Below are 19,380 nucleotides of genomic sequence, written 5' to 3' on the forward strand. Positions count from 1 at the left end.
TGATTTGTAATGGGCGTGGCGCCCGATGGGCGGACGCCGCCGGCCTCAGCCGTGCCCCGCGGCGTACCCCAGAAACAGCACCGCCAGGACGAGGCCCGGCCAGCCGAGCACGATGCCCACCGCCGCGAGGCGGTCGCCGCGCCGCGGGCCGCCCTGGGTGACGGCCCGGGCGCGGTAACCGAGATAGATACCGGCGACGCTGCCAACCCCGAACAGCCACAGGACGGCGAACACCGCCGAGAACACCGCGGGAAGGTTCCACCCCGGGCTGGCCGGGCGACGGCTGGCCCTGCGGCCCCCTGCCGGCCGGCCGGTCGACGGCCCCGGCCGAGGGCTCACCGCCCCCAGGACGGCCCCGGCCGGGTACCGCTCAAGCTCCGCTCCGGCCGCCCGCTGACGGCCCTGCTGGCCGCCCGGTGGGTGATCCGCTGGCGGCTGTGGCCACGCGCGCGGTGCCGGCGGCTCGCCGCCCTCCGATGGAAGCACCGGCGGCGGCGACGGGCGGAACGCGTCGGCGGGCGGTGGCATGCCCAGCGAGCCGGCGCGGGCCGATCGCCAGTCCCCGTCGGGCGTCCGCGGGGCCGGCGGTGGCGTCGGCCCGGGGCTCGCACCGCCCCCGTGGGCGGCCTCCGAATACGGCGGCTCCCTGTACGGCGGCTGCGCGAGCGAGCGTTCAGAGTCGGAGTACGTGGGATCCGCGTACGGAGCCTCGGCACCGGCGGAACCGGAGTGCGCCGGACCCGGGTACGAAGTGTCCGGGTACGGAGCGCCGGAATAATAAGGAGGTTCGGAGTGCCGCGACTCCCGGCGAGGAGCCTCCTCGTATGACGAGGGCGGGTCGTACCGGTGGTCCAGCTGGGACGGCCGCCAGTCCCCCGGATGTCGTTCCAGCGGCTGGGCGGGCACCGGCCATGCCGGGGCCGGCGGCCAGGCCTCGTTCGCGTACGGACGTCGCGACGGCATCGGCTCCGGAGCGGGTGACGGCCGGGGCATGGGCGCCGGCGGCAGGGCTGGTGTCGGCGGGGGGAAGGACACCGGCGGCGAGACAGGCACCGGCGACGCCGAGGCCGCTCGCTCTCCCTCGCCCTGGTGCCCAGCCGAGCCGCGCTGTCCACCGGCGCCGGGTAACTGCCCGGACCAGTCACGTTCCAGCACCGTCTCGATCGCGCGGTGCGCGTCACTCCTGCTGCGCACCGGCTGGCCGCTGAGCACGGCGAGCAGCGCCACCGCCGACGGGCGAAGCCGTGGCTCCTTCTCCAGCGCCGGCACGACGGTGTCGGACAGGTAGCCGGGCAGGTGCTCCAGGTCCGGCGGGTCGCGCTGGATGCGGAACGCGAGCGCCTCGGCCCGGTCGGCGTGGAAGGGGTGCCGGCCTGTCGCCGCGTAGGCGACGCAGCAGCCCCAGGAGAAGATGTCTGCCGTGGGGCCGGCCTGCTCGCCACGCATCTGCTCGGGCGCCATCCAGGCCAGCGTCCCGACGACATGGCCGGACCGGGTAAGCGTCGCGTTGCCGTCCAGTTGCGCGATCCCGAAGTCGATGACCTTGGGGCCGTCCCAGGCGAGCAGGATGTTCGACGGTTTGAGGTCGCGGTGAACGACGCCCGCCTCGTGGATCGCCACCAGCGCGTCGGCGAGCCCGGCGGCGAGTCCCCGTACCAGGCGCTCGGGCAGCGGGCCGCGCCGGCGGACCGCGTCGGCCAGGCTGATGCCCTCCACGTACTCGGTGACCATCCATGGCCGGTCGGCGGCGGTGTCGGCGTCGAGCACCGTCGCGACCGCGCCGCCGCGGACCCGCTGCGCGGCCCTGACCTCCCGTTGGAAGCGGCGGCGGAACTCCACGTCCTCCGACAGCTCGGCGGAGGCGACCTTCACCGCGACCGGCTGCTGCCGGTCGGTGAACGCCAGGTAGACGCTGCCCATGCCGCCCTCACCGATCCGGTTCTGCAGCCGGTACGGACCGATGGCGATGGGGTCGTCGTCCGTGAGCGGTGTGAGCATGGCCCCCCTCGCGCTGACCGGAGCGGCGGCGGCGTGTGGACGCCCCGTCGGACCAGCGGTGCCGGCCGCCTCGCGGGGCCGGCCTCCGGCCGATGTCCGCCGCCGAATGCCGACAGCACCGGCTACCAGGGCATGGACCCCGCGACCAGCTGGCTGGACCGCTTCCAACCGGCTGGACAGCCCGGGCCGAAGTAGGCATCCGGACGCTACCGGCATATAGCGACTCCGGACAGTATGCACGCCCCTCCACAGCCCCACGCGCGCACATCGCCACGGAGGTGGGGCGCGGCATCACGCCCCGCCGTACGCCGCGGGGCCGGGCGCGGGTGCCTGGCTTGTTTTGCGGGGCGGGCGGGGGTTGGGGGCGGGCCGCGGCCGGCCCAGAACGGGACGGCGCGAACATCGCGCACCGCAGGATGGTGCGCGCAGTGACATTCCGCTCCGTGCGACGACACAGCACCTCGGTGGGTCCGACGATGCGGACATGCCCGATCACGCCGCGTCGCCGACAGGCCCGTCCCGCCCGCCCGGGCAGGAGCTCGCCGGTGCCACTGCCGACGCCACTGTGCCGCCCCGGTTCGCGCACACCGACTGGCGCGCGAAGCTCCTCGCCAGCGTAACGCCATCGCCACGCAGCGATCCGGCACCGAACCGTCTGCGCTGGCCCGGCTACGCCGGTATCCAGGCGGTCTGGTGGGGCGAGGGCCCGGTGGCCGGCGTCGACTGCGTTGTCGCGGTCTGGGAATTTGGCGTGTACGGCGGGAGCTTCGGCGAGGTCGACGCCGCCGCGTTCGCCGCCGCGGCCGAGCACGCCGCCACCACTCGTCGGCCGTTGCTGTCCTTCCTGCGCAGCGGCGGCACGCGCCTGCAGGAGGGGGTAGCCGGACTGGTCGGGCTGCCGAGGGCGACGCTCGCCGCCGCCGGGCTCGACGAGGCCGGCGTGACCCACGTGGCCGTGGTCGACCACCCGACCACCGGTGGCGTGTGGGTGACGATCGCCTCCAGAGCCGACCTGCGCTGCGCGGTGGCCGGGGCGACGGTCGGCTTCGCCGGCCCGCGGGTCGTCGAAGCCGTCACCGGCGCGCCGCCCGGCGCCGACAGCCACACCGCCGAGGCCGCATGGCGGGCCGGGCTGGTCGACGCCGTCGTCGAACCGGATGACATGGGCGCCTGGCTCGCGGCCGCCCTCGTCGCGGCGGCCGCCAAGCCCGCGGTGGACGCCACCGCGCCCGCCGCGCGCGATGACGCCCGTGCCGGCGACGCCGCCACCGGCTCTTCGGACGGTCACGCGGCGATGGACATCCGGGCGACGGGCGGCGGCGTCGCCGCGGGAAATGGGAGCAAGGCCGCCGACGGCGGGCTGGGCTGGGCCCAGGTGCTCGCCGCCCGAGCGGCGGGCCGGGCGGGCGGCGGCGCGGCGCTCGACGCGGTGGCGGTGTGCGGGGTCGAGCTGGCCGGCGGTGACCCCGCCGTGCGGGCTCGGCTCGGCCTGCTCGCCGCCGCCCCGGCGCCCGGCGTACCGGACGGCGCGGGACCGGACGCCCCGGGGCGCTCAGCGGCACTGGGTGTCGTCGGGGTGGCGGTCGCGGCCGAGCCGCGGGGTGCTCCCGGCCCGGCCGGCTACCGGCTGCTCGCGCGGGCGGCTCGGCTCGCTGGGAAGCTGGGTCTGCCGCTGGTCCTGTTCGTCGACACCCCGGGGGCCGACCCGAGCCCGCCGGCCGAGGCGGGCGGCGTCGCGGCGGCGATCGGCGCCGCCATGGAGGCGGTACTGCGCTGCCCGAGCCCGACCGTGTCCGTCGTCGTCGGTGAGGGCGGCTCCGGTGGAGCGCTCGCGGCGGCCTGCGCCGACGCCGTGCTGATGACGCCGGACAGCTATCTGACCGCGCTCTCGCCGGAGGGAGCGGCCGCCACGCTGCGCATCCCCGCCGAGCGGGCCGCGGGCCTCGGTGGCCTGCGGCCCACCGACCTGCTGCGGCTGGGCTTCGCCGACGAGGTGCTCCCTTCGAGCGACCCGGCCGCCATCGTCCGCGGCGTCGCCACGACGCTGGCCCGGCTCACCCCCCTTGACCAGGGCATTCGCCTGTCCACCCGGCAGAGGAAGTGGTCGACAGCACTACCCGGCCACCTGTAACGTCACGGTCCCTCCCACCCCGACTACTCGCCATACGGATCATGATTATTTGTTCCCGGCTTGGCCTCCTCGCGGGGCCGGCACCAACGGACTGCCTGGCGTGCGACCGGACACCGAGCTCCCTCTAGAGGGCCGCGAGGGCACCCGGCCGTGGCTGCGCCAGCTCGGAACGGTCGCCGGCCGGTACACCCGCGACGTGGCAACGGCCCCGCTCGGCGTCGGCCGGGTGCTGACGCGGCGCATCGGCGCGGCTCCAGCCGCCGTGCGCGGCCTCGTCACCGAGGCGGCGAGCATCGCCACACACGCCGCCTTCTACCCGGCCGGCGTCCGCGCGGGCCGCGCCCCCGTGGCCGACCGGTACAGCCTGGCCAGGCTCGGCCCGCTGCAGCGCGGCCTGCTGGTCGGCCACCCGGCCGCCGCCGGCATGCCGATCCTGCTGGTGCACGGGCTGGTGGACAACCGCTCGATCTTCACCCGGCTGCAGCGCACACTGCGCCGACGTGGGTTCAGCCGCGTCGAGACGATCAACCTTCCGCTGTACGCGACCGGTGTCCCGCAGGCGGCCGTCATGCTCGAGGCCGCCGTGGGCGATGTCCTTTCCAGGACCGGCTACCAGCAGGTCCACATCGTGGCCCACTCGCTCGGCGGGGTGGTGGCCCGCTACTACGTGCAGCGGCTCCGGGGCGACGAGCAGGTCCACACGCTGGTCACGCTCGGCACGCCGCACGCGGGCACGAGGCTCGCCCACCTGGTGCCCCGGGCCGTCCCGTACCGGCTGATCGCCTCGCTGCGGCCCGGCTCGCCGCTGCTCACGGAGCTCGCCCAGCCCGCGCCGGGCTGCCGCACCCGCTTCCTCGCGATCGGCGGCGGCCAGGACTCGGTGGTGCGCCCCGAGTCGGCGGCGCTGAGCCATCCCGATCTCGCCACGCGCAATGTGACGATCCCCGGCCTCGGCCACCACGCGCTCCCGTTCAACGGAGACGTCGCCCACGGCATCGCCGTCGCCCTCGCCCGGCTCGACGGCCCGGTCATCTGGCCATACGAACCACCCACCCAACGGACCGCACCACAGGCCCGAAAGCCCTCGGCGAACTCCTAGGACACCGCCCAACAGGCATCCCCGGGTTTCGAGGTCATGCCCTGCGGCGGGCACGACGTCCAAGCGAGCAACACATGCGACCCAGCCACAGCTCGCGACAGCGCCCCAGCGCCGGCGCCAACCGGTCCTGTTGGGTGAGGTCGTTCTGGCGAGCAATGCGCGTAACCCGGCCGCAGCCGGTGACGGCGCATCGGCAACCCAGCTACCTCGCCAGCCCGGTCCCAGCCCTACCACCGTCATATGCCAGGGCCCGGAACCACGCGGGGAGGGCGCCCAGCGCCCGACACGGGGCGAGCGCGCCCAGCGCCTCGCCCCGACAGGCCGCGCCCGGTGGCGGGCGCGAAGCGTCCGTCACGGGACGGCCACAGATGTGACCGGGTCGGTTGACGAGTTCGACACTGATGCTAAGTTGGCACTCGGCACGTGAGAGTGCCAACGATAAGCGACAGAGGCGCCTGTTCACCCGCGACGGCAGGCCGCCAGGGTCGCTCTCTCATCCAGCGCAGGAAGGGGAGGTCGATCGTGACGACCGCCACCAAGGTTGCCATCAAGCCACTCGAGGACCGCATCGTGGTCCAGCCGTCGGACGCGGAGACGACCACCGCCTCGGGCATCGTCATCCCGGACACGGCCAAGGAGAAGCCGCAGGAGGGCACCGTCCTCGCGGTCGGCCCCGGCCGGTTCGAGGATGGCAAGCGCGTCCCGCTCGACGTGAAGGTCGGCGACGTGGTGCTCTACAGCAAGTACGGCGGCACCGAGGTCAAGTACGCCGGCGAGGAGTACCTGGTCCTCTCCGCCCGCGACGTGCTCGCGGTCATCGAGAAGTAGTCGAGTGGGGGGTGTGCCCGCGATCGGGACGGTCCTGTTCGGCGGCCTTCGGCCGCCTCCCGGGCTCCCGCGCTATGTCTGCCCAGGGGGGCGACCCCCTGGAACCCCCGTGCCGGCCTGTGGCCGGCGCGACGGGAAGACACAGTGACACCGCTCCGGCACACCCCCTCGACGTTGTGCCGGTAACGGCAGCGGGAGGACCCCCAATCACATGAGCAAGATCCTCAGTTTTCGCGAGGACGCGCGCCACGCACTCGAGCACGGGGTGAACACCCTGGCCGACGCGGTCAAGGTGACGATCGGCCCGCGCGGTCGCAACGTCGTCCTCGACAAGTCCTACGGCGCGCCCACGATCACCAACGACGGCGTGACGATCGCCCGCGAGGTGGAGCTCAACGACCCCCACCAGAACCTTGGCGCGCAGCTCGTCAAGGAGGTCGCGACCAAGACCAACGACGTCGCCGGCGACGGTACGACGACGGCGACGGTGCTGGCGCAGGCCATGGTCCGCCAGGGCCTCAAGGAGGTCACCGCCGGTGCGGCGCCGGTGTCACTGAAGGTCGGCATCGAAGCGGCCGTCGAGGCCGTCTCGAAGGCGCTGCTCGACTCGGCGATCGAGGTCAGCTCCAAGGAGACGATCGCGCAGGTCGCCGCCATCTCGGCGCAGGACACCCAGGTGGGCGAACTGATCGCCGAGGCGATCGACAAGATCGGCAAGGATGGTGTCATCACCATCGAGGAGAGCCAGACCATGGGTCTGGAGCTCGAGCTCACCGAGGGGATGCAGTTCGACAAGGGCTACATCTCCCCGTACTTCGTCACCGACCCGGAGCGGATGGAGGCGGTCCTTGAGGACGCCTACGTCCTGCTGCACCCCGGCAAGATCGGCGCCCTGAACGACCTGCTCCCTGTGCTCGAGCTGGTGGTGCAGTCCCGCAAGCCGCTGCTGATCATCGCCGAGGACATCGAGGGCGAGGCGCTGTCGACCCTGGTCGTCAACTCGGTGCGCAAGACCTTCCAGGTCGTCGCCGTCAAGGCGCCCGGCTTCGGCGACCGCCGCAAGGCGATGCTGCAGGACGTGGCCGTGCTCACCGGCGGCCAGGTCGTCGCCGAGGAGGTCGGCCTGAAGCTGGAGGCGGTGACGCTGGAGGACCTGGGCCGCATCCGCCGGGCCGTCATCGACAAGGACAGCACCACCCTGGTCGACGGCGCGGGCGACAGCGAGTCGGTCGCCGCGCGGGTCAAGCAGATCCGCCAGGAGATCGAGGCCAGCGACTCCGACTGGGACAAGGAGAAGCTGCAGGAGCGGCTGGCGAAGCTCGCCGGCGGCGTCGCGGTCATCCGGGTCGGCGCGGCCACCGAGGTCGAGCTCAAGGAGAAGAAGCACCGCTTGGAGGACGCGGTCTCGGCCACCAGGGCCGCGATCGACGAGGGTGTGGTCGCCGGTGGCGGTTCCGCCCTGGTACACGCCTCCTCGGTGCTCGACGGTGGCCTGGGCAGGACCGGCGACGAGCGCTCCGGGGTCAACCTGGTGCGGTCCGCGCTGTCCGCTCCGCTTTACTGGATCGCGCGCAACGCCGGTCTGGACGGCCCGGTCGTCGTCTTCAAGGTCGCCGAACTGCCGGTCAACCACGGCTTCAACGCGGCGACGAAGACCTACGGCGACCTGCTCGCGGACGGCGTCATCGACCCGGTCAAGGTCACCCGCTCGGCCGTGGCCAACGCGGCGTCGATCACGGCGCTGCTGCTGACCACGGAGGCGCTGGTCGTGGAGAAGCCGGCCGAGCCGGTCGCCGCCGGCGGCGGTCACGGGCACGGTCATGGGCACGGGCACAGCCACGGCCCCGGCTTCTAGCCCTCGCACGGACGAAGGAGCCCGACCGGTCCCACCGGTCGGGCTCCTTCGTTGCCCTGGCCTTCGTCGCCTGGCCGGACCCGCTCTGCCCGGATCCGTCTTGGCGTGCTCTCGTGCGGTCGGTCCGGTACGGGCCTCTTCCTCGTCGTCCCCGGCGACGGGCCTGGCCTCCCACAGCCCGTGAGCGGCGGCATGCCCGCCGAGCAAAGGCCGGGAGCATAACCGCTCCGGTTTCCCGTCGCCATGCTCACGGCGCCTACCTGCCGCCGGCACCCGTCGCGGGTGACCCGCCCTCCGCGCGGGCGATGTCAGCATCTGACACCACTGCCCGTCTGTCGAGGCGAGGCGCTGGGCGCGCTCGCCTCGTGTCGGACGCTGAGCGTCCTCCCCTGCGTGGCGCCGGATACAGGCGCATGGCTGCGGTCCACCTGATGCCGGGCCGAGGACGGAGCCAAGTTGGCACTGCGCCAATGCGCCGTCACCTCCTGTTCGGACACCGAGGGTCCTCCCCTGCGTAGTGCCCGATACAGGCACATGGCCGTGGTCCACCCGATGCCGGGCCGAGGACGGAGCCAAGTTGGCACTGCGCCAATGCGCCGTCGCCTCCTGTTCGGACACCGAGGGTCCTCCCCTGCGTAGTGCCCGATACAGGCACATGGCCGTGGTCCACCCGATGCCGGGCCGAGGACGGAGCCAAGTTGGCACTGCGCCAATGCGCCGTCGCCTCCTGTTCGGACACCGAGGGTCCTCCCCTGCGTAGTGCCCGATACAGGCACATGGCCGTGGTCCACCCGATGCCGGGCCGAGGACGGAGCCAAGTTGGCACTGCGCCAATGCGCCGTCGCCTCCTGTTCGGACACCGAGGGTCCTCCCCTGCGTAGTGCCCGATACAGGCACATGGCCGTGGTCCACCCGATGCCGGGCCGAGGACGGAGCCAAGTTGGCACTGCGCCAATGCGCCGTCACCTTCTGTGGCTGAGCCGAGCGGCGCAACGGCGTCAGCCGGCCTCAGGCGACACTCGGCGTCTGGTGGGCCATCGAGCCCGCGGTGGAGCCGGCTGGGACAGGGGTCTGGCGGGTGCCCGGACCCCCTCGATCTCCGACCTCCCGGACCGGCTCCCGGACCTCCCCGATCGGCTCCGCAAGCTCCGCCAATCCGGCAGGAACCCCGGATCGAGCAGGAACCCCCTCGACGAGCGGGGAGGAGCCCCGACGGCGCGTGCGGCCGGTCAGGATCGCCTCACGCTCCGATTCGCTCATTCCGCCCCAGACTCCGTAGGGCTCGCGCGCGGACAGCGCGTGTTCGCCGCACTCCTTGATGACACAGCAGCGGGAACAGACGGCCTTCGCCGCCGCCTCGCGGGCGGCCCGCGCCGGGCCGCGTTCTCCCTCGGGATGGAAGAACAGTTCGGTACTCTCACCCCGGCAGGCGCCATGCAGCTGCCACTCCCACTTTTCCGCGCCGGGACCTGGTAGACGTCGGACGTCGGTCATCGGCCTGAGCCCCCCCTTGCGACGAGCCGAAGGCACACGCGGGTACGCGCTCGCCCCGGGCGGCGACCCGCGCCGCCCGCACACCGTAGGCCGGCTCACCCCTTCAATCGATCTTGGAAATTCACCCCCCGGTGATGCCGCGCGCCGCGCGCGGCCACGGCCGCGCACCGCGCTCGAGGGGCGGCCAGACCCGCGGGCGACAACCCGTCCTGGCGTCACCAAGCCCAGAAAACGGCCCCCGAGAGCAACGGTCCTGTCGCTACCCCCCTCCGACCTGCCCAATCGGCGAGCCGGGAGGGAGTTTTCCCAGATCAGGGCGCATCCACGGGCGAACCGCCCGGCCACCTACCGATCAACGCCGCCCGCGGCCGCTACCCAGCCAGAGATCTGGGCGTAGCGTGGGCGAGGTGAGCGACGAGCCCATCGACCCGTTCGCGGGCGACCCGGAGGACCCGGCGTCCGAGCTCTCCCGGCTGGACCCGGTCGAGGACGTCGACCTGCTCGAGCCACTGTCGCTGCACGAGCGGGAAGAGGTCCTCGCCGAGCTCGGGGATCTGGACGTGTTCAGGACGCTGCTGGAGCCGCGCGGCTACCGCGGCCTGGTGGTGGACTGTGAAGGCTGCGCGGAGCCGCACTTCTTCGACTGGGACCTGCTGACCGGGAACCTGCGCCAGCTTCTCAACGAGGGGCGAACCCGGGTACATGAGCCGGCGTTCGCCCCCGACCCGAGCTGCTACGTCTCCTGGGACTACGCCCGTGGCTACGCGGACGGCGTCTGCGAGGCCTCCGAGGCATCGGAGGCGTGATCCCGAGGGCCGTCACCGTGAGTGATGGCCAGGGGGGACGACGCCAGCGGCCGGCATGGGTGATGTTCCCCATGTTGTTGCCGCCGGGTAACGCCGTATCCCCAGCAGGCACTGGGTGTGCCGAATGGAACCCTGTGGTCTTGCCTGCCTACCTGGCGTGGAGGGCCCCGCCGGGGGCCATGATGTCTATGCGGGGTCGGCTCCCCGCCGCTGGTCGGCGCAACCAGAACGGAAGGTGCCATGGACGTTCCCGTCGCCACCCCGACCCCGATCGCGGCCTCGGCCTCGACCGCGCCGGACACGGCCCGGGACTCGCTCCCGCCCGCCGTCGCGGACTCGATGTTCGCCGTACAGCTCGACGGCGAGGCCGTGGGCATCCCGGCGCCGAAGCTCGCCATGCTCGGCCTCACCTATGACGACGTCCTGCTGCTGCCCGCGGCATCCGACGTCGTGCCGGCCGAGGTCGACACCTCTACCCGGCTGTCACGCAACATCCGGCTGGCGATCCCACTGGTCTCCTCCGCGATGGACACGGTGACCGAGCACCGGATGGCGATCGCGATGGCCCGCCAGGGCGGCGTCGGCGTGCTGCACCGCAACCTCTCGATCGAGGACCAGGCGCAGCAGGTCGACATGGTCAAGCGCTCGGAATCCGGCATGATCACCGCCCCGATCACCTGCGGCCCGGACGCCTCCATCGAAGAGGCGAACGCGCTTATGGCCCGCTACCGGATCTCGGGCGTGCCCGTGACCGCCGAGGACGGAACACTGCTCGGCATCGTCACCAACCGCGACATCCGATTCGAGCGTGACTACTCCCGCTCGGTCAGGGCGGTGATGACACCGATGCCGCTGATCACCGCGCCGGTCGGCGTGAGCGCCGACGAGGCCCTGGACCTGCTGCGTCGGCACAAGATCGAGAAGCTGCCGATCGTCGACGACAGGGACCGGCTGCGGGGCCTGATCACCGTCAAGGACTTCACCAAGCGGGAGCGCTACCCGCTGGCGACCAAGGACGCGGACGGCCGTCTCGTCGTCGGCGCCGCGGTCGGCGTCGGCGAGGACGCGTTCAAGCGGGCCCAGCTGCTGGTCGCCGCCGGGGTGGACTTCCTGGTCGTCGACACCGCGCACGGGCATCAGCGGGCCGTCCCCGAGATGGTCCGGCGGATCAAGACGGAGATGCCCACCGGTCCGGACGGCCGCCCGCTGGACGTGATCGGCGGGAACGTGGCCACGGCCGCCGGCGCGGCGGCGCTGATCGCCGCCGGCGCCGACGCCGTCAAGGTCGGCGTCGGGCCGGGCTCGATCTGCACCACCCGGGTCGTGGCCGGCGTCGGCGTGCCGCAGATCACCGCCATCTACGAGGCTGCGCGGGCGGCCCGGCGGGTGGGTGTGCCGGTGATCGGCGACGGCGGCCTGCAGCACTCCGGCGACATCTCCAAGGCGATCGCCGTCGGCGCGGACACCGTCATGCTCGGCAGCCTGCTCGCCGGTGTCGACGAGAGCCCTGGCGAGCTGATCTTCATCAACGGCAAGCAGTACAAGTCCTACCGCGGCATGGGCTCGCTCGGAGCGATGCGCAGCCGCGGCGGCGCGCGTTCCTACTCGAAGGACCGCTACTTCCAGGACGACGTTCTCTCCGACGACAAGCTGGTCCCCGAAGGTATCGAGGGCCAGGTGCCCTACCGGGGGTCACTCGCCGCCGTCGCCCACCAGCTGGTCGGCGGGCTGCGCGCCGGAATGGGTTACGCCGGCGCGCAGACAGTCCTCGACCTGCAGGAGCACGGCCAGCTCGTTCGGATCACGACCGCCGGGCTGATCGAGAGCCACCCACACGACATCCAGATGACCGTAGAGGCGCCGAACTACACGGGCAGGTAAGGCGGGCGGGCGCTGGACGCGCCACCCGCCGGTCGGACGCTGAGCGTCCTCCGGGCCTGGTTCCGGATACAGGTGTATGGCTGTGGTGGAGTGGCGCCGACCTGGGACGTGGTTGCGTTGGTGCAGCGCTAAAGGCGCCGTCACCCGTTGTGGTTGCTTTACACGTTCTAGTTGCTTCTGCGAAGCCCACCACGAGCGAAGCGAGGTGGTCCCACGGTCCCCGCTGTTTCGGTTTGGTGAGGCGCGGCGGTGGGTGACCACGCTGGCCCGGAGGCGCGCCTCGCGGAGGCCCGGCCCACGAGCGCAGCGACGTGGGCTGGGCCGCAGCGAGGTCGCCGCAGGGCACGTGAGCGCAGGAGGACACAGCCCGGAGGTAGCCTGCGAGCCCCCAGGCGAGCAGGCTGCCGGAGGGCTGTGCCCGGACGGAGCGAACCAGAGAAACAGCCCGGACGGAGCGAACCAGAAAGAGAGCCAGCGTTGGCTGAGGTTGAGATCGGCATCGGTAAGAGCGCGCGGGTGGGGTACGACCTCGCGGCGGTCGGCATTGTCCCGTCGCGGCGGACCAGGGACCCAGCGGACGTCTCACTGGCCTGGCAGGTGGACGCCTACCACTTCGACCTGCCCATCGTCGCGGCGGCCGCCGACGCTGTCAGCTCGCCGGACACCGCGATCACCATGGGCAAGCTTGGTGGCCTCGGGATTCTGCACGTGGAAGGACTCTGGACCCGGCACGAAGATCCGCTGCCCCTGGTCGCCGAACTGGCGGAACTCCCGGCAGAGGCCGCTACCCGCCGGCTGCGCGAGCTCTACCAGGCGCCGATCCACCCAGAGCTGATTGCCAAGCGGCTCGGGCAGGTGCGCGACGCCGGGCTGGTCACGGCGGCCGCACTGCGGCCTCAGAAGGTCCGGGCGCTGTTCGGTGACATCCTCGCCGCCCAGGTGGACCTGTTGGTCATCCACGGCCCGGCCGTCTCGGCCGAGCACCAGTCGACGCGAACCGAGCCCCTGAACCTCAAGCGCTTCATCGGCGACATCGACATCCCGGTACTGGTCGGTGGCTGCGCGTCGTTCTCCACCGCGCTGCACCTCATGCGCACCGGTGCGGCGGGCGTCATCGTCGGCGTCGGCACCGGCGGTGGCGACGCGAACCGCGCGGAGCTCGGAATCGGCGTGGGGCTCGCGACGGCGATCGCCGACGCCGCCGGGGCCCGGATGCGGTACCTCGACGAGTCCGGCGGCCGGTACGTCCATGTCATCGCGCACGGCGATCTGCGCACCGGCGGGGACATCGCGAAGGCCGTGGCCTGCGGCGCCGACGCGGTGATGATCGACGGCGCGCTCGCCGCCGCCGCCGACGCCCCAGGGCAGGGTGGCCTGTGGTCGATGGACATCCTGCATTCCGACCTGCCTCGCGGCCGGTGGGAGCCGGTGGAGCGGGCTGGCACGGTCGAGCAGATCCTGGTCGGGGCGGACCCGCCCGGAGCCGTCGGCGGGGTCAGCCTGGCCGGCGCGTTGCGGGCCGCCATGGCCACGACCGGCTATGCCACCCTAAAGGAGTTCCAGAAGGCCGAGATCATGCTCGCCTCCCCGCCCATCGGCTAAAGGGAAGCCCCCAGCGCTGGACTCGCACCCTTCGTGGCACCCTTGGAGGGTCCGTCTCCACTCCGAAGGATCACAAATGCGCCTCGACGAGCACGGCCGCTGGGTCAGCGACGACGGCGCCTACGTGTGGGACGAGAGCGCCCAGACCTGGCAGCCCACGTCCCGCGCGCCAGGCGGTGCGGCGGCCTCCGGAGCGGTCAACCCCGCGGCCCGCCCGGGCGGCGCCACTGGCGTGACCGGCGCCTATGGCTCCGCCGACCCCGGCCAGCGACCGGCCACGCAGGCGGACGCGGGCGGCTACGGCGGACGGCCGGGAGCGGGCCAGCAGGCCTACAACGAGCCGAGAACTGGCAGCTTCCCCCTGTTCGGCGCCGAGGAGCGCACCGGCAGGGACCGGGAGGCGACCTGGTCTCCCGTCACCGGCCCCTACCCCCAGCCGGGCCGAACTGGCGGCTTCGCGGCCGACAGCCACCCGCTGGACGCTGGCACCGAGTGGCGCGGCGGCCCGGCCCCGGCCAGAGGCGGGACGCCGGCACGCGGCGGATCTCCCGCTGACCACGAGCCGGGCGGGCCGCCTTCCCCCGGCTCAGTGGGTGGCGGCGTGGGCTCGACCGGCCAGTCCCGTGCCTGGCCGGCCCGGGACCCGTTGGGCACCGGGCCTTATGACCGGCCCGACCCGCTCGCCACCGGCACAGGTCGCGGCTACGACCGCGCCGACCCGTTGACGGGACCCTTCGGCCGTGCCGACCCGCTCGGCACCGGGTCCAGTACCGGCAGCTGGTCGCGCGACACGAGCCGGGGCGGCCCCGGGCGAAGCGGGCCTGGTACCGGTCCGGGGGCAAGCCGAGGCGGCCCGGGCACGGGCCCCAGCGCGAGCCGCGGTGGCGCGGCACTGACCGGGCCGCTCGACAGCCCCGGCACCGAGGCGATGAACCGGCCGACCATTCCCGTGGTCGGCCGGCAGGGCATGACCGATCCGTTGCCGGAGGATCCGGCACGCACCGGCGCTCGAGGTTCTTCCCGGCTCGGCGACGCCAGTTCGGGAGGTTCGGGCCGGTTTGTCGCGGCGTCGCCCGCCAAGACCGGCGTCGGCACCGGCCCGCGCGCAGCCTCTCCCCCCGAGGGACGCACGCTCGACCGAGGCCGCGCCCGCGACCTGGACCGCGACGCACCCGGTCTGCTCGATGACGACGACCACGACGAGGACGTCGACCCAGCGGACGGCCCCGCCTGGCGGGGCGCGCGCGACCGGCTGCGGGGCCTGACCGGTGGGCGGCTCGGCTCCGCCCGCGATGAGGACATTCTCGACGATGAGGATGACGAGGACGACGACGAGGTCGGCCAGGAGAACCGCGGTGGCCTCGCCGGGAAGCTGAAGACGGGCCGTGGCCGGACTCTCGTTTTCGGCGCGGCGGCGCTGGTCGTGGTGCTGGTCGCTGTCATCCTGCTTCTGAAGGTGACCGGCGGTGGCGACAGCTCACCCAAGGGGGACAGCGGCACGTCCACCACGGCCGGCCGCAAGTACGACGACTCGGTCCGCAAGACCTACCTCGACACCTGCGTCGGGGGCAACAACGGGATGACGAACTACTGCAACTGCACCCTGGACAAGCTCGAGGCTGGCTACAGCCAGGACGATTTCCTGCGACTGAACGCCGACGTCCAGTCGGCCGCCGCCCAGCGTGTGATCAAGGATATTCGTCAGGCCTGCGAAAAGCTCAAGTAGGGCTGGGGCGCGGAACGCCTCAGCCGTCGGACACTCCGCCCGACCGATCTGGTTACCGGGCCGGTGTAGACAGCGGGGCAACCTTGATCAGGCTCGCCTGGGCGGTGGAGGTGGCCGGTCAGGTCATGAGGACCCCGCACGGGAGCGCTCCGTCCGGTATCGGTCGGGATGTTCCCAGCGTGCGGTGGTGGGATGCGGGGCGCCCGGTGGGTCCGGGTTCGGGCGCTGGACGGGGCAGGTCATACTGGTTAATGACCTTTAGTCGGCTTCGCCGGGACTCGTGACGTTCCCGCCTTCGAGAGATACGACATCCGCGCTCCACGGCCGCTAGACGGGTCGTGGCACTGAGCAGGGGGGCAGGGGTTGCCCACCGACGACCACGGCCGCTTGCTGAGCGATGACGGTGTCTGGGCCTGGGATGCCGCGTCCCATCAATGGGTTCCACGGGCGCAACAGCCTGCCGTCCCCGTCGTACCGGTGACCGCGAGCCGCGACGACTTCTTCGCGGTCGAGCGGGTCAACACGCCCGAGCCGTCCTCCCACACCAGCCCGGCCGCGACGCCCGACGCCACGGGCGCGGCGACGTCCGAGTGGAATCCGCGCGCGGCAAGCCATCCGGCCCCCGCCGCGCAGCCCGGCGCCGCTTGGAGCGGGACGCCCTCGCCCATCGAACCGCGCGCGGACCTCGACCCGTTCGCGGTCGACTCCCCCTGGAACGGCTCCTACGGCAACAGGGACACGGGGCTGTCCGTCACGGCAATCGACGTCGGACCGGACACACCCGCCGCCGTCCCACCGCCGGTGGCGGCGAGCCAAGGCCCCCAGCCGGCCACCGGCCATCAGCCAGGCCCAGCTCATCCTGAAGCGCTGGGCTACGGAGCGCCGGACTATGGCCGGCTGGACTATGGCCAGCCGGACTACGGCGGGCCGGACTACGGCGGGCCGGACTACGGCGCGCGGGCCGCCCCGGCGCCATACCTTCCACCGAGGCCGTCGCCGACCGCGACTCCCTACCAGTCATCGACCGCCGCGCCGTCGCCGACATCGCCGTCCGCGCCGTCGTCATCGCCCTGGTCGGCGCGGCCTGGTCAAGGGGAAGCATCGGCCAGCGGCGCGGCCGCGGCGGTACCCGGTCCCCGCCCGGCGAGCGGTCCCTTCCAGCTGGGGCCGTCTCAGACCTCCTGGCAGACCTCTCGGATCGCCGACCTTCCAGCAGACCTCCCGGCAGACCTCCCAGATCGGCTTCGCCAATCCGGCAGGGACCCCGGGCTTCGCCAGTCCGGCAGGGACCCCGGGCCTGGCCGCTCCGGTAGGGACCCGATCGCGGATCCGGGAGCGACCCCGAATCTCGCCGGCCAGCCAGGCACCCCAGGCCTCGCCGGCCCGGGAGGGACCTCGGGGTCCGTGCGCGTCGGCGGCGACCCGCGCGGCCGGCCAGCCGGCACGCCAGGTGGCGGCTACCCGGCCGCGGGGAGCGCCTCGCCCTGGGAGCCCGGACCGCGGGCCGCCGGAGCGCCCGTTCCGGGAACCCCGGCCACGGGCGTGGTCGCTGTCAGCGGTCCGGCAGGGGCGGGCGCTCCGCGGGCGCGGGTGTCCCCCGTGTCCACGGCTCCCGCGTCCCCAGCGGGCGCCGGCCTTGGTTCCCGGCCACCGGGCGCGGCGGGCGACGAACGCCCGCCGAACATCTTCTTCACCCCGGCGCGGGGGCTTCCTCGGCCGACGACCGGGACGCCCGCTCCCGGCGCGCCAGGCTTCCCTGGAGCGGGTATGCCGGTCGGCGCGCCCGGCGGTCCGCGCACCCACGGCGGTCCTGAGGAGGGCCGCTCGCCTTACGGCGGCGGCCCGGGCGACCGCGCCGCCGGGGCACCACCGTCGTCCCCCTGGAGGGCACCAGGGGCGGACCCCACTTCCTCCGGGGCATCCGCGCCCGTGAGTGGCACCGGGTGGGCAGCGCCGTTCACCGGGACACCGCCGGACCCAACCGGGCGAGGCTCCGAAGGCCCGCCAGGCACAGGCTGGCGCTCGCCAGCCCCGCCGGTCACCGATCGGACCGGTACGCGGGCACCGGTGCCACACGCACGCGCCGCCAGCACGCCGGCGGGCAGGCCCATCATCGACCCACGCGACCCCTTGGGCACCGGCGACCTCGCCGGCCTGCCCCGGCGCCCTTCCCATGCCACCGGCGCGCCGAGCGGCCCGATGCCCAGCCGCCCGGCCGCCGGCGGTCCGCTGCCCGGCGGCCAAATCCCTGGCGGCCCAGTAGCCGGTGGCCCCGTCCCTGGCGGTCCGGCTCCCGGCGGACCGCCGCCCGGCCGGCGGATCGACGGACTCAGCGGGGCCCAGAGCGCTGGAACGCTTCGTCCTGGCGCCGGGCCGGCGGAGCGGGGGCTGCCGCCGGGAGCGGCCGCCCCGGCGCCGCGGGGACGGACGGGCGGCGAGATCGCGCCGGCCGCGCGGGACGAGGCCCAGTCAGGCAGCGGACGACGGCGAGCCCGCCGCCGTGAGGGAGTGACAGGCCCCCGGGGAGCGGCGGAGCCGACGGGGTTCCCGGCGCCCGAGCGGGCCGGGACGGGGCGGCAGCCCACACCGCTGGCGCCGCGGGCCGACGGATCCTCGGCAGGCGCCTCAGCGGTCCCGCGGGAGGCTCGAGGCGGCGGGGGCAGTCCGTCGACGCCGACGGGCGAGCGGGCGACGGCGTCGCGGCGGCTCGCGCCGGTCGAGACGACGTCGATCCTGTCCAGAACGGCCGGCAGTCTGCCCCGCCGCGGCGCGACGCGCAGCGTGCCGGCGGACCGGCGCCGGACGCCGAACCCGATCACCGACTCCATGAGCCTGCAGGCGGTCACGCCCGAGGCGCTGGCCGATGCTCCCGAGCGCTCGGGGGGCCGGCGGGCGCGCGGTGGCCAGGACCAGAGCGGCACAGCGACCGGGTCGAGGCCCGGCCCCAGAACCGGCCCGAAGGCCGCCCGCAGGACGCGCGACGCCGGCGGGTCCGACGAGCCGCTCGCCGACCGAGGCCCCGCGGCCGGTCTCACCGGGGAGCCCCGCGGCCCAAAGCCCGGTGCTGACCCAGGTGGCGCCCGGGGCGGGCAGCACGAGGACGGGCCGCGGTCGCGGCTCAGCGGCCCCGCGGCGGGCCTGGATCCACTCACCGGCCCTGAGGGCAGAGGCGCCCAGGAAGCCGTTGGTTCCGGTGATGGCGCGCGGCTGGCGAGCCGGGGGCGCTCCCAGAGCGGCACGGCGGACTCGAAAGGTCGACCGGGCGGTTCTGGGCGTCGCTTCGCCGCCGACGGCATCGAGGACGCGTTGGAGCTGGGCGAGGCCGAAGACGAGCGCCCGCCGACATCGCGGCGGGGGCCCGCCGCGGATGGTGACGCCGCGGCGGACGATCGACTGGCGTGGTTCCGGCACGGCTGGCTCGGTCCGCTCGCGGTCGCGGTCATCGTGGCGCTGGTGTCGTTGGGGATCTACGTACTGGTCATGGGACGCGGGGGCGGCGGCCGTTCGGGCGCGAGTGACACCGCGGCAAGCGCCACGCTCTCGCCCGCCGGAACCAACCCGGACGCGAGGGTCGGCAAGGCGCTGGCCGACGGCACCTACAGCTGCGTAGCGGGTGCCGCTCCGGCCGCCCCCTCCGCCAGCACGGCCGCGTCGACGGGCACGACCCCGGCCGCCGCGGGGCCGTCAGCCGCCGCCGGGCCCGCGCCAGGCGCTCACGCCGGCGTCCTGGTCGTCCCGACCACGAATGGGAAATACCAGTGGAACGGGCAGCAGGGCGACTACACGATCGCCACACCGACGTTCGATGACGCCTCCAATGTCATCGCCGCCGTGGCATTCACCAGCGGCCCGCTCCAAGGGCAGGTGGGTAACAGCATCGCCGTCTGGCCCGTCGGCGGCCGAGCGCAGGCCACCGTGTACGTCACCAAGGGTGGCAACATGTCCTGCGCTCTCAACTAA

11 protein-coding genes are annotated in these 19,380 nt (G+C 73.6%); 9 read left to right on the forward strand and 2 right to left on the reverse strand.

Annotation, left to right across the window (positions count from 1 at the left end; all coding sequences use genetic code 11):
- Window positions 1–45: 45 nt before the first annotated feature.
- A complete protein-coding gene (locus QOZ89_RS02540; RefSeq protein ID WP_312622886.1) occupies window positions 46–1,998 on the reverse strand; it encodes a protein kinase domain-containing protein in 1,953 nt (650 codons plus the stop codon).
- A 484-nt stretch (window positions 1,999–2,482) separates the two neighbouring features.
- Here QOZ89_RS02540 and QOZ89_RS02545 point away from each other — a divergent pair, with 484 nt between their 5' ends.
- The 4 genes from QOZ89_RS02545 to groL all read left to right on the forward strand — a co-directional run bounded on the left by QOZ89_RS02545 (window position 2,483) and on the right by groL (window position 7,911).
- Window positions 2,483–4,129: a carboxyl transferase domain-containing protein gene (locus QOZ89_RS02545; RefSeq protein ID WP_198543369.1), complete on the forward strand. Its 1,647-nt coding sequence runs from the start codon at window positions 2,483–2,485 to the stop codon at window positions 4,127–4,129.
- Between the two features lie 100 nt (window positions 4,130–4,229).
- Window positions 4,230–5,228: an alpha/beta fold hydrolase gene (locus QOZ89_RS02550; RefSeq protein WP_083419119.1), complete on the forward strand. Its 999-nt coding sequence runs from the start codon at window positions 4,230–4,232 to the stop codon at window positions 5,226–5,228.
- A 522-nt stretch (window positions 5,229–5,750) separates the two neighbouring features.
- On the forward strand, window positions 5,751–6,056 hold the full coding sequence (gene groES / locus QOZ89_RS02555; protein ID WP_007517139.1) for a co-chaperone GroES: 306 nt from the start codon (window positions 5,751–5,753) through the stop codon (window positions 6,054–6,056).
- 211 nt (window positions 6,057–6,267) lie between these two features.
- Window positions 6,268–7,911: a chaperonin GroEL gene (gene groL, locus QOZ89_RS02560; protein ID WP_071050679.1), complete on the forward strand. Its 1,644-nt coding sequence runs from the start codon at window positions 6,268–6,270 to the stop codon at window positions 7,909–7,911.
- Window positions 7,912–8,919: 1,008 nt separating this feature from the next.
- On the opposite strand, the gene QOZ89_RS02565 is transcribed toward groL, so the two are convergent.
- Window positions 8,920–9,405 (reverse strand): WhiB family transcriptional regulator, encoded by a 486-nt coding sequence (locus QOZ89_RS02565; RefSeq protein WP_083419120.1) that lies wholly within the window; start codon window positions 9,403–9,405, stop codon window positions 8,920–8,922.
- A 398-nt stretch (window positions 9,406–9,803) separates the two neighbouring features.
- Between QOZ89_RS02565 and QOZ89_RS02570 the strand changes: the two genes are divergently transcribed.
- From QOZ89_RS02570 to QOZ89_RS02590, 5 genes are all read left to right on the forward strand, one after another.
- Window positions 9,804–10,211, forward strand: a complete 408-nt coding sequence (locus QOZ89_RS02570) for a DUF5319 domain-containing protein (RefSeq protein WP_116271645.1) — start codon at window positions 9,804–9,806, stop codon at window positions 10,209–10,211.
- Between the two features lie 240 nt (window positions 10,212–10,451).
- A complete protein-coding gene (gene guaB, locus QOZ89_RS02575; protein WP_071050680.1) occupies window positions 10,452–12,092 on the forward strand; it encodes an IMP dehydrogenase in 1,641 nt (546 codons plus the stop codon).
- Between the two features lie 477 nt (window positions 12,093–12,569).
- On the forward strand, window positions 12,570–13,694 hold the full coding sequence (locus QOZ89_RS02580) for a GuaB3 family IMP dehydrogenase-related protein (RefSeq protein ID WP_071050681.1): 1,125 nt from the start codon (window positions 12,570–12,572) through the stop codon (window positions 13,692–13,694).
- A 76-nt stretch (window positions 13,695–13,770) separates the two neighbouring features.
- Entirely contained in the window at window positions 13,771–15,420 is a 1,650-nt protein-coding gene (locus tag QOZ89_RS02585) for a hypothetical protein (protein WP_312622888.1), read from the forward strand.
- 2,508 nt (window positions 15,421–17,928) lie between these two features.
- Window positions 17,929–19,380 carry a hypothetical protein gene (locus QOZ89_RS02590; protein WP_071050684.1) on the forward strand — a complete coding sequence of 484 codons (1,452 nt, stop codon included), beginning with the start codon at window positions 17,929–17,931 and terminating at the stop codon, window positions 19,378–19,380.

The sequence above is a fragment of the Pseudofrankia coriaricola genome, assembly GCF_032027725.1.
Taxonomy (GTDB): Bacteria; Actinomycetota; Actinomycetes; order Frankiales; family Frankiaceae; genus Pseudofrankia.

Excerpts from the sequence above, each read along its gene's own strand:
- QOZ89_RS02540 (WP_312622886.1), bottom strand. The coding sequence starts at position 1,998 with ATGCTCACACCGCTCACGGACGACGACCCCATCGCCATCGGTCCGTAC.
- QOZ89_RS02585 (WP_312622888.1), top strand. The coding sequence starts at position 13,771 with ATGCGCCTCGACGAGCACGGCCGCTGGGTCAGCGACGACGGCGCCTAC.
- guaB (WP_071050680.1), top strand. The coding sequence starts at position 10,452 with ATGGACGTTCCCGTCGCCACCCCGACCCCGATCGCGGCCTCGGCCTCG.
- groL (WP_071050679.1), top strand. The coding sequence starts at position 6,268 with ATGAGCAAGATCCTCAGTTTTCGCGAGGACGCGCGCCACGCACTCGAG.
- QOZ89_RS02565 (WP_083419120.1), bottom strand. The coding sequence starts at position 9,405 with ATGACCGACGTCCGACGTCTACCAGGTCCCGGCGCGGAAAAGTGGGAG.
- QOZ89_RS02545 (WP_198543369.1), top strand. The coding sequence starts at position 2,483 with ATGCCCGATCACGCCGCGTCGCCGACAGGCCCGTCCCGCCCGCCCGGG.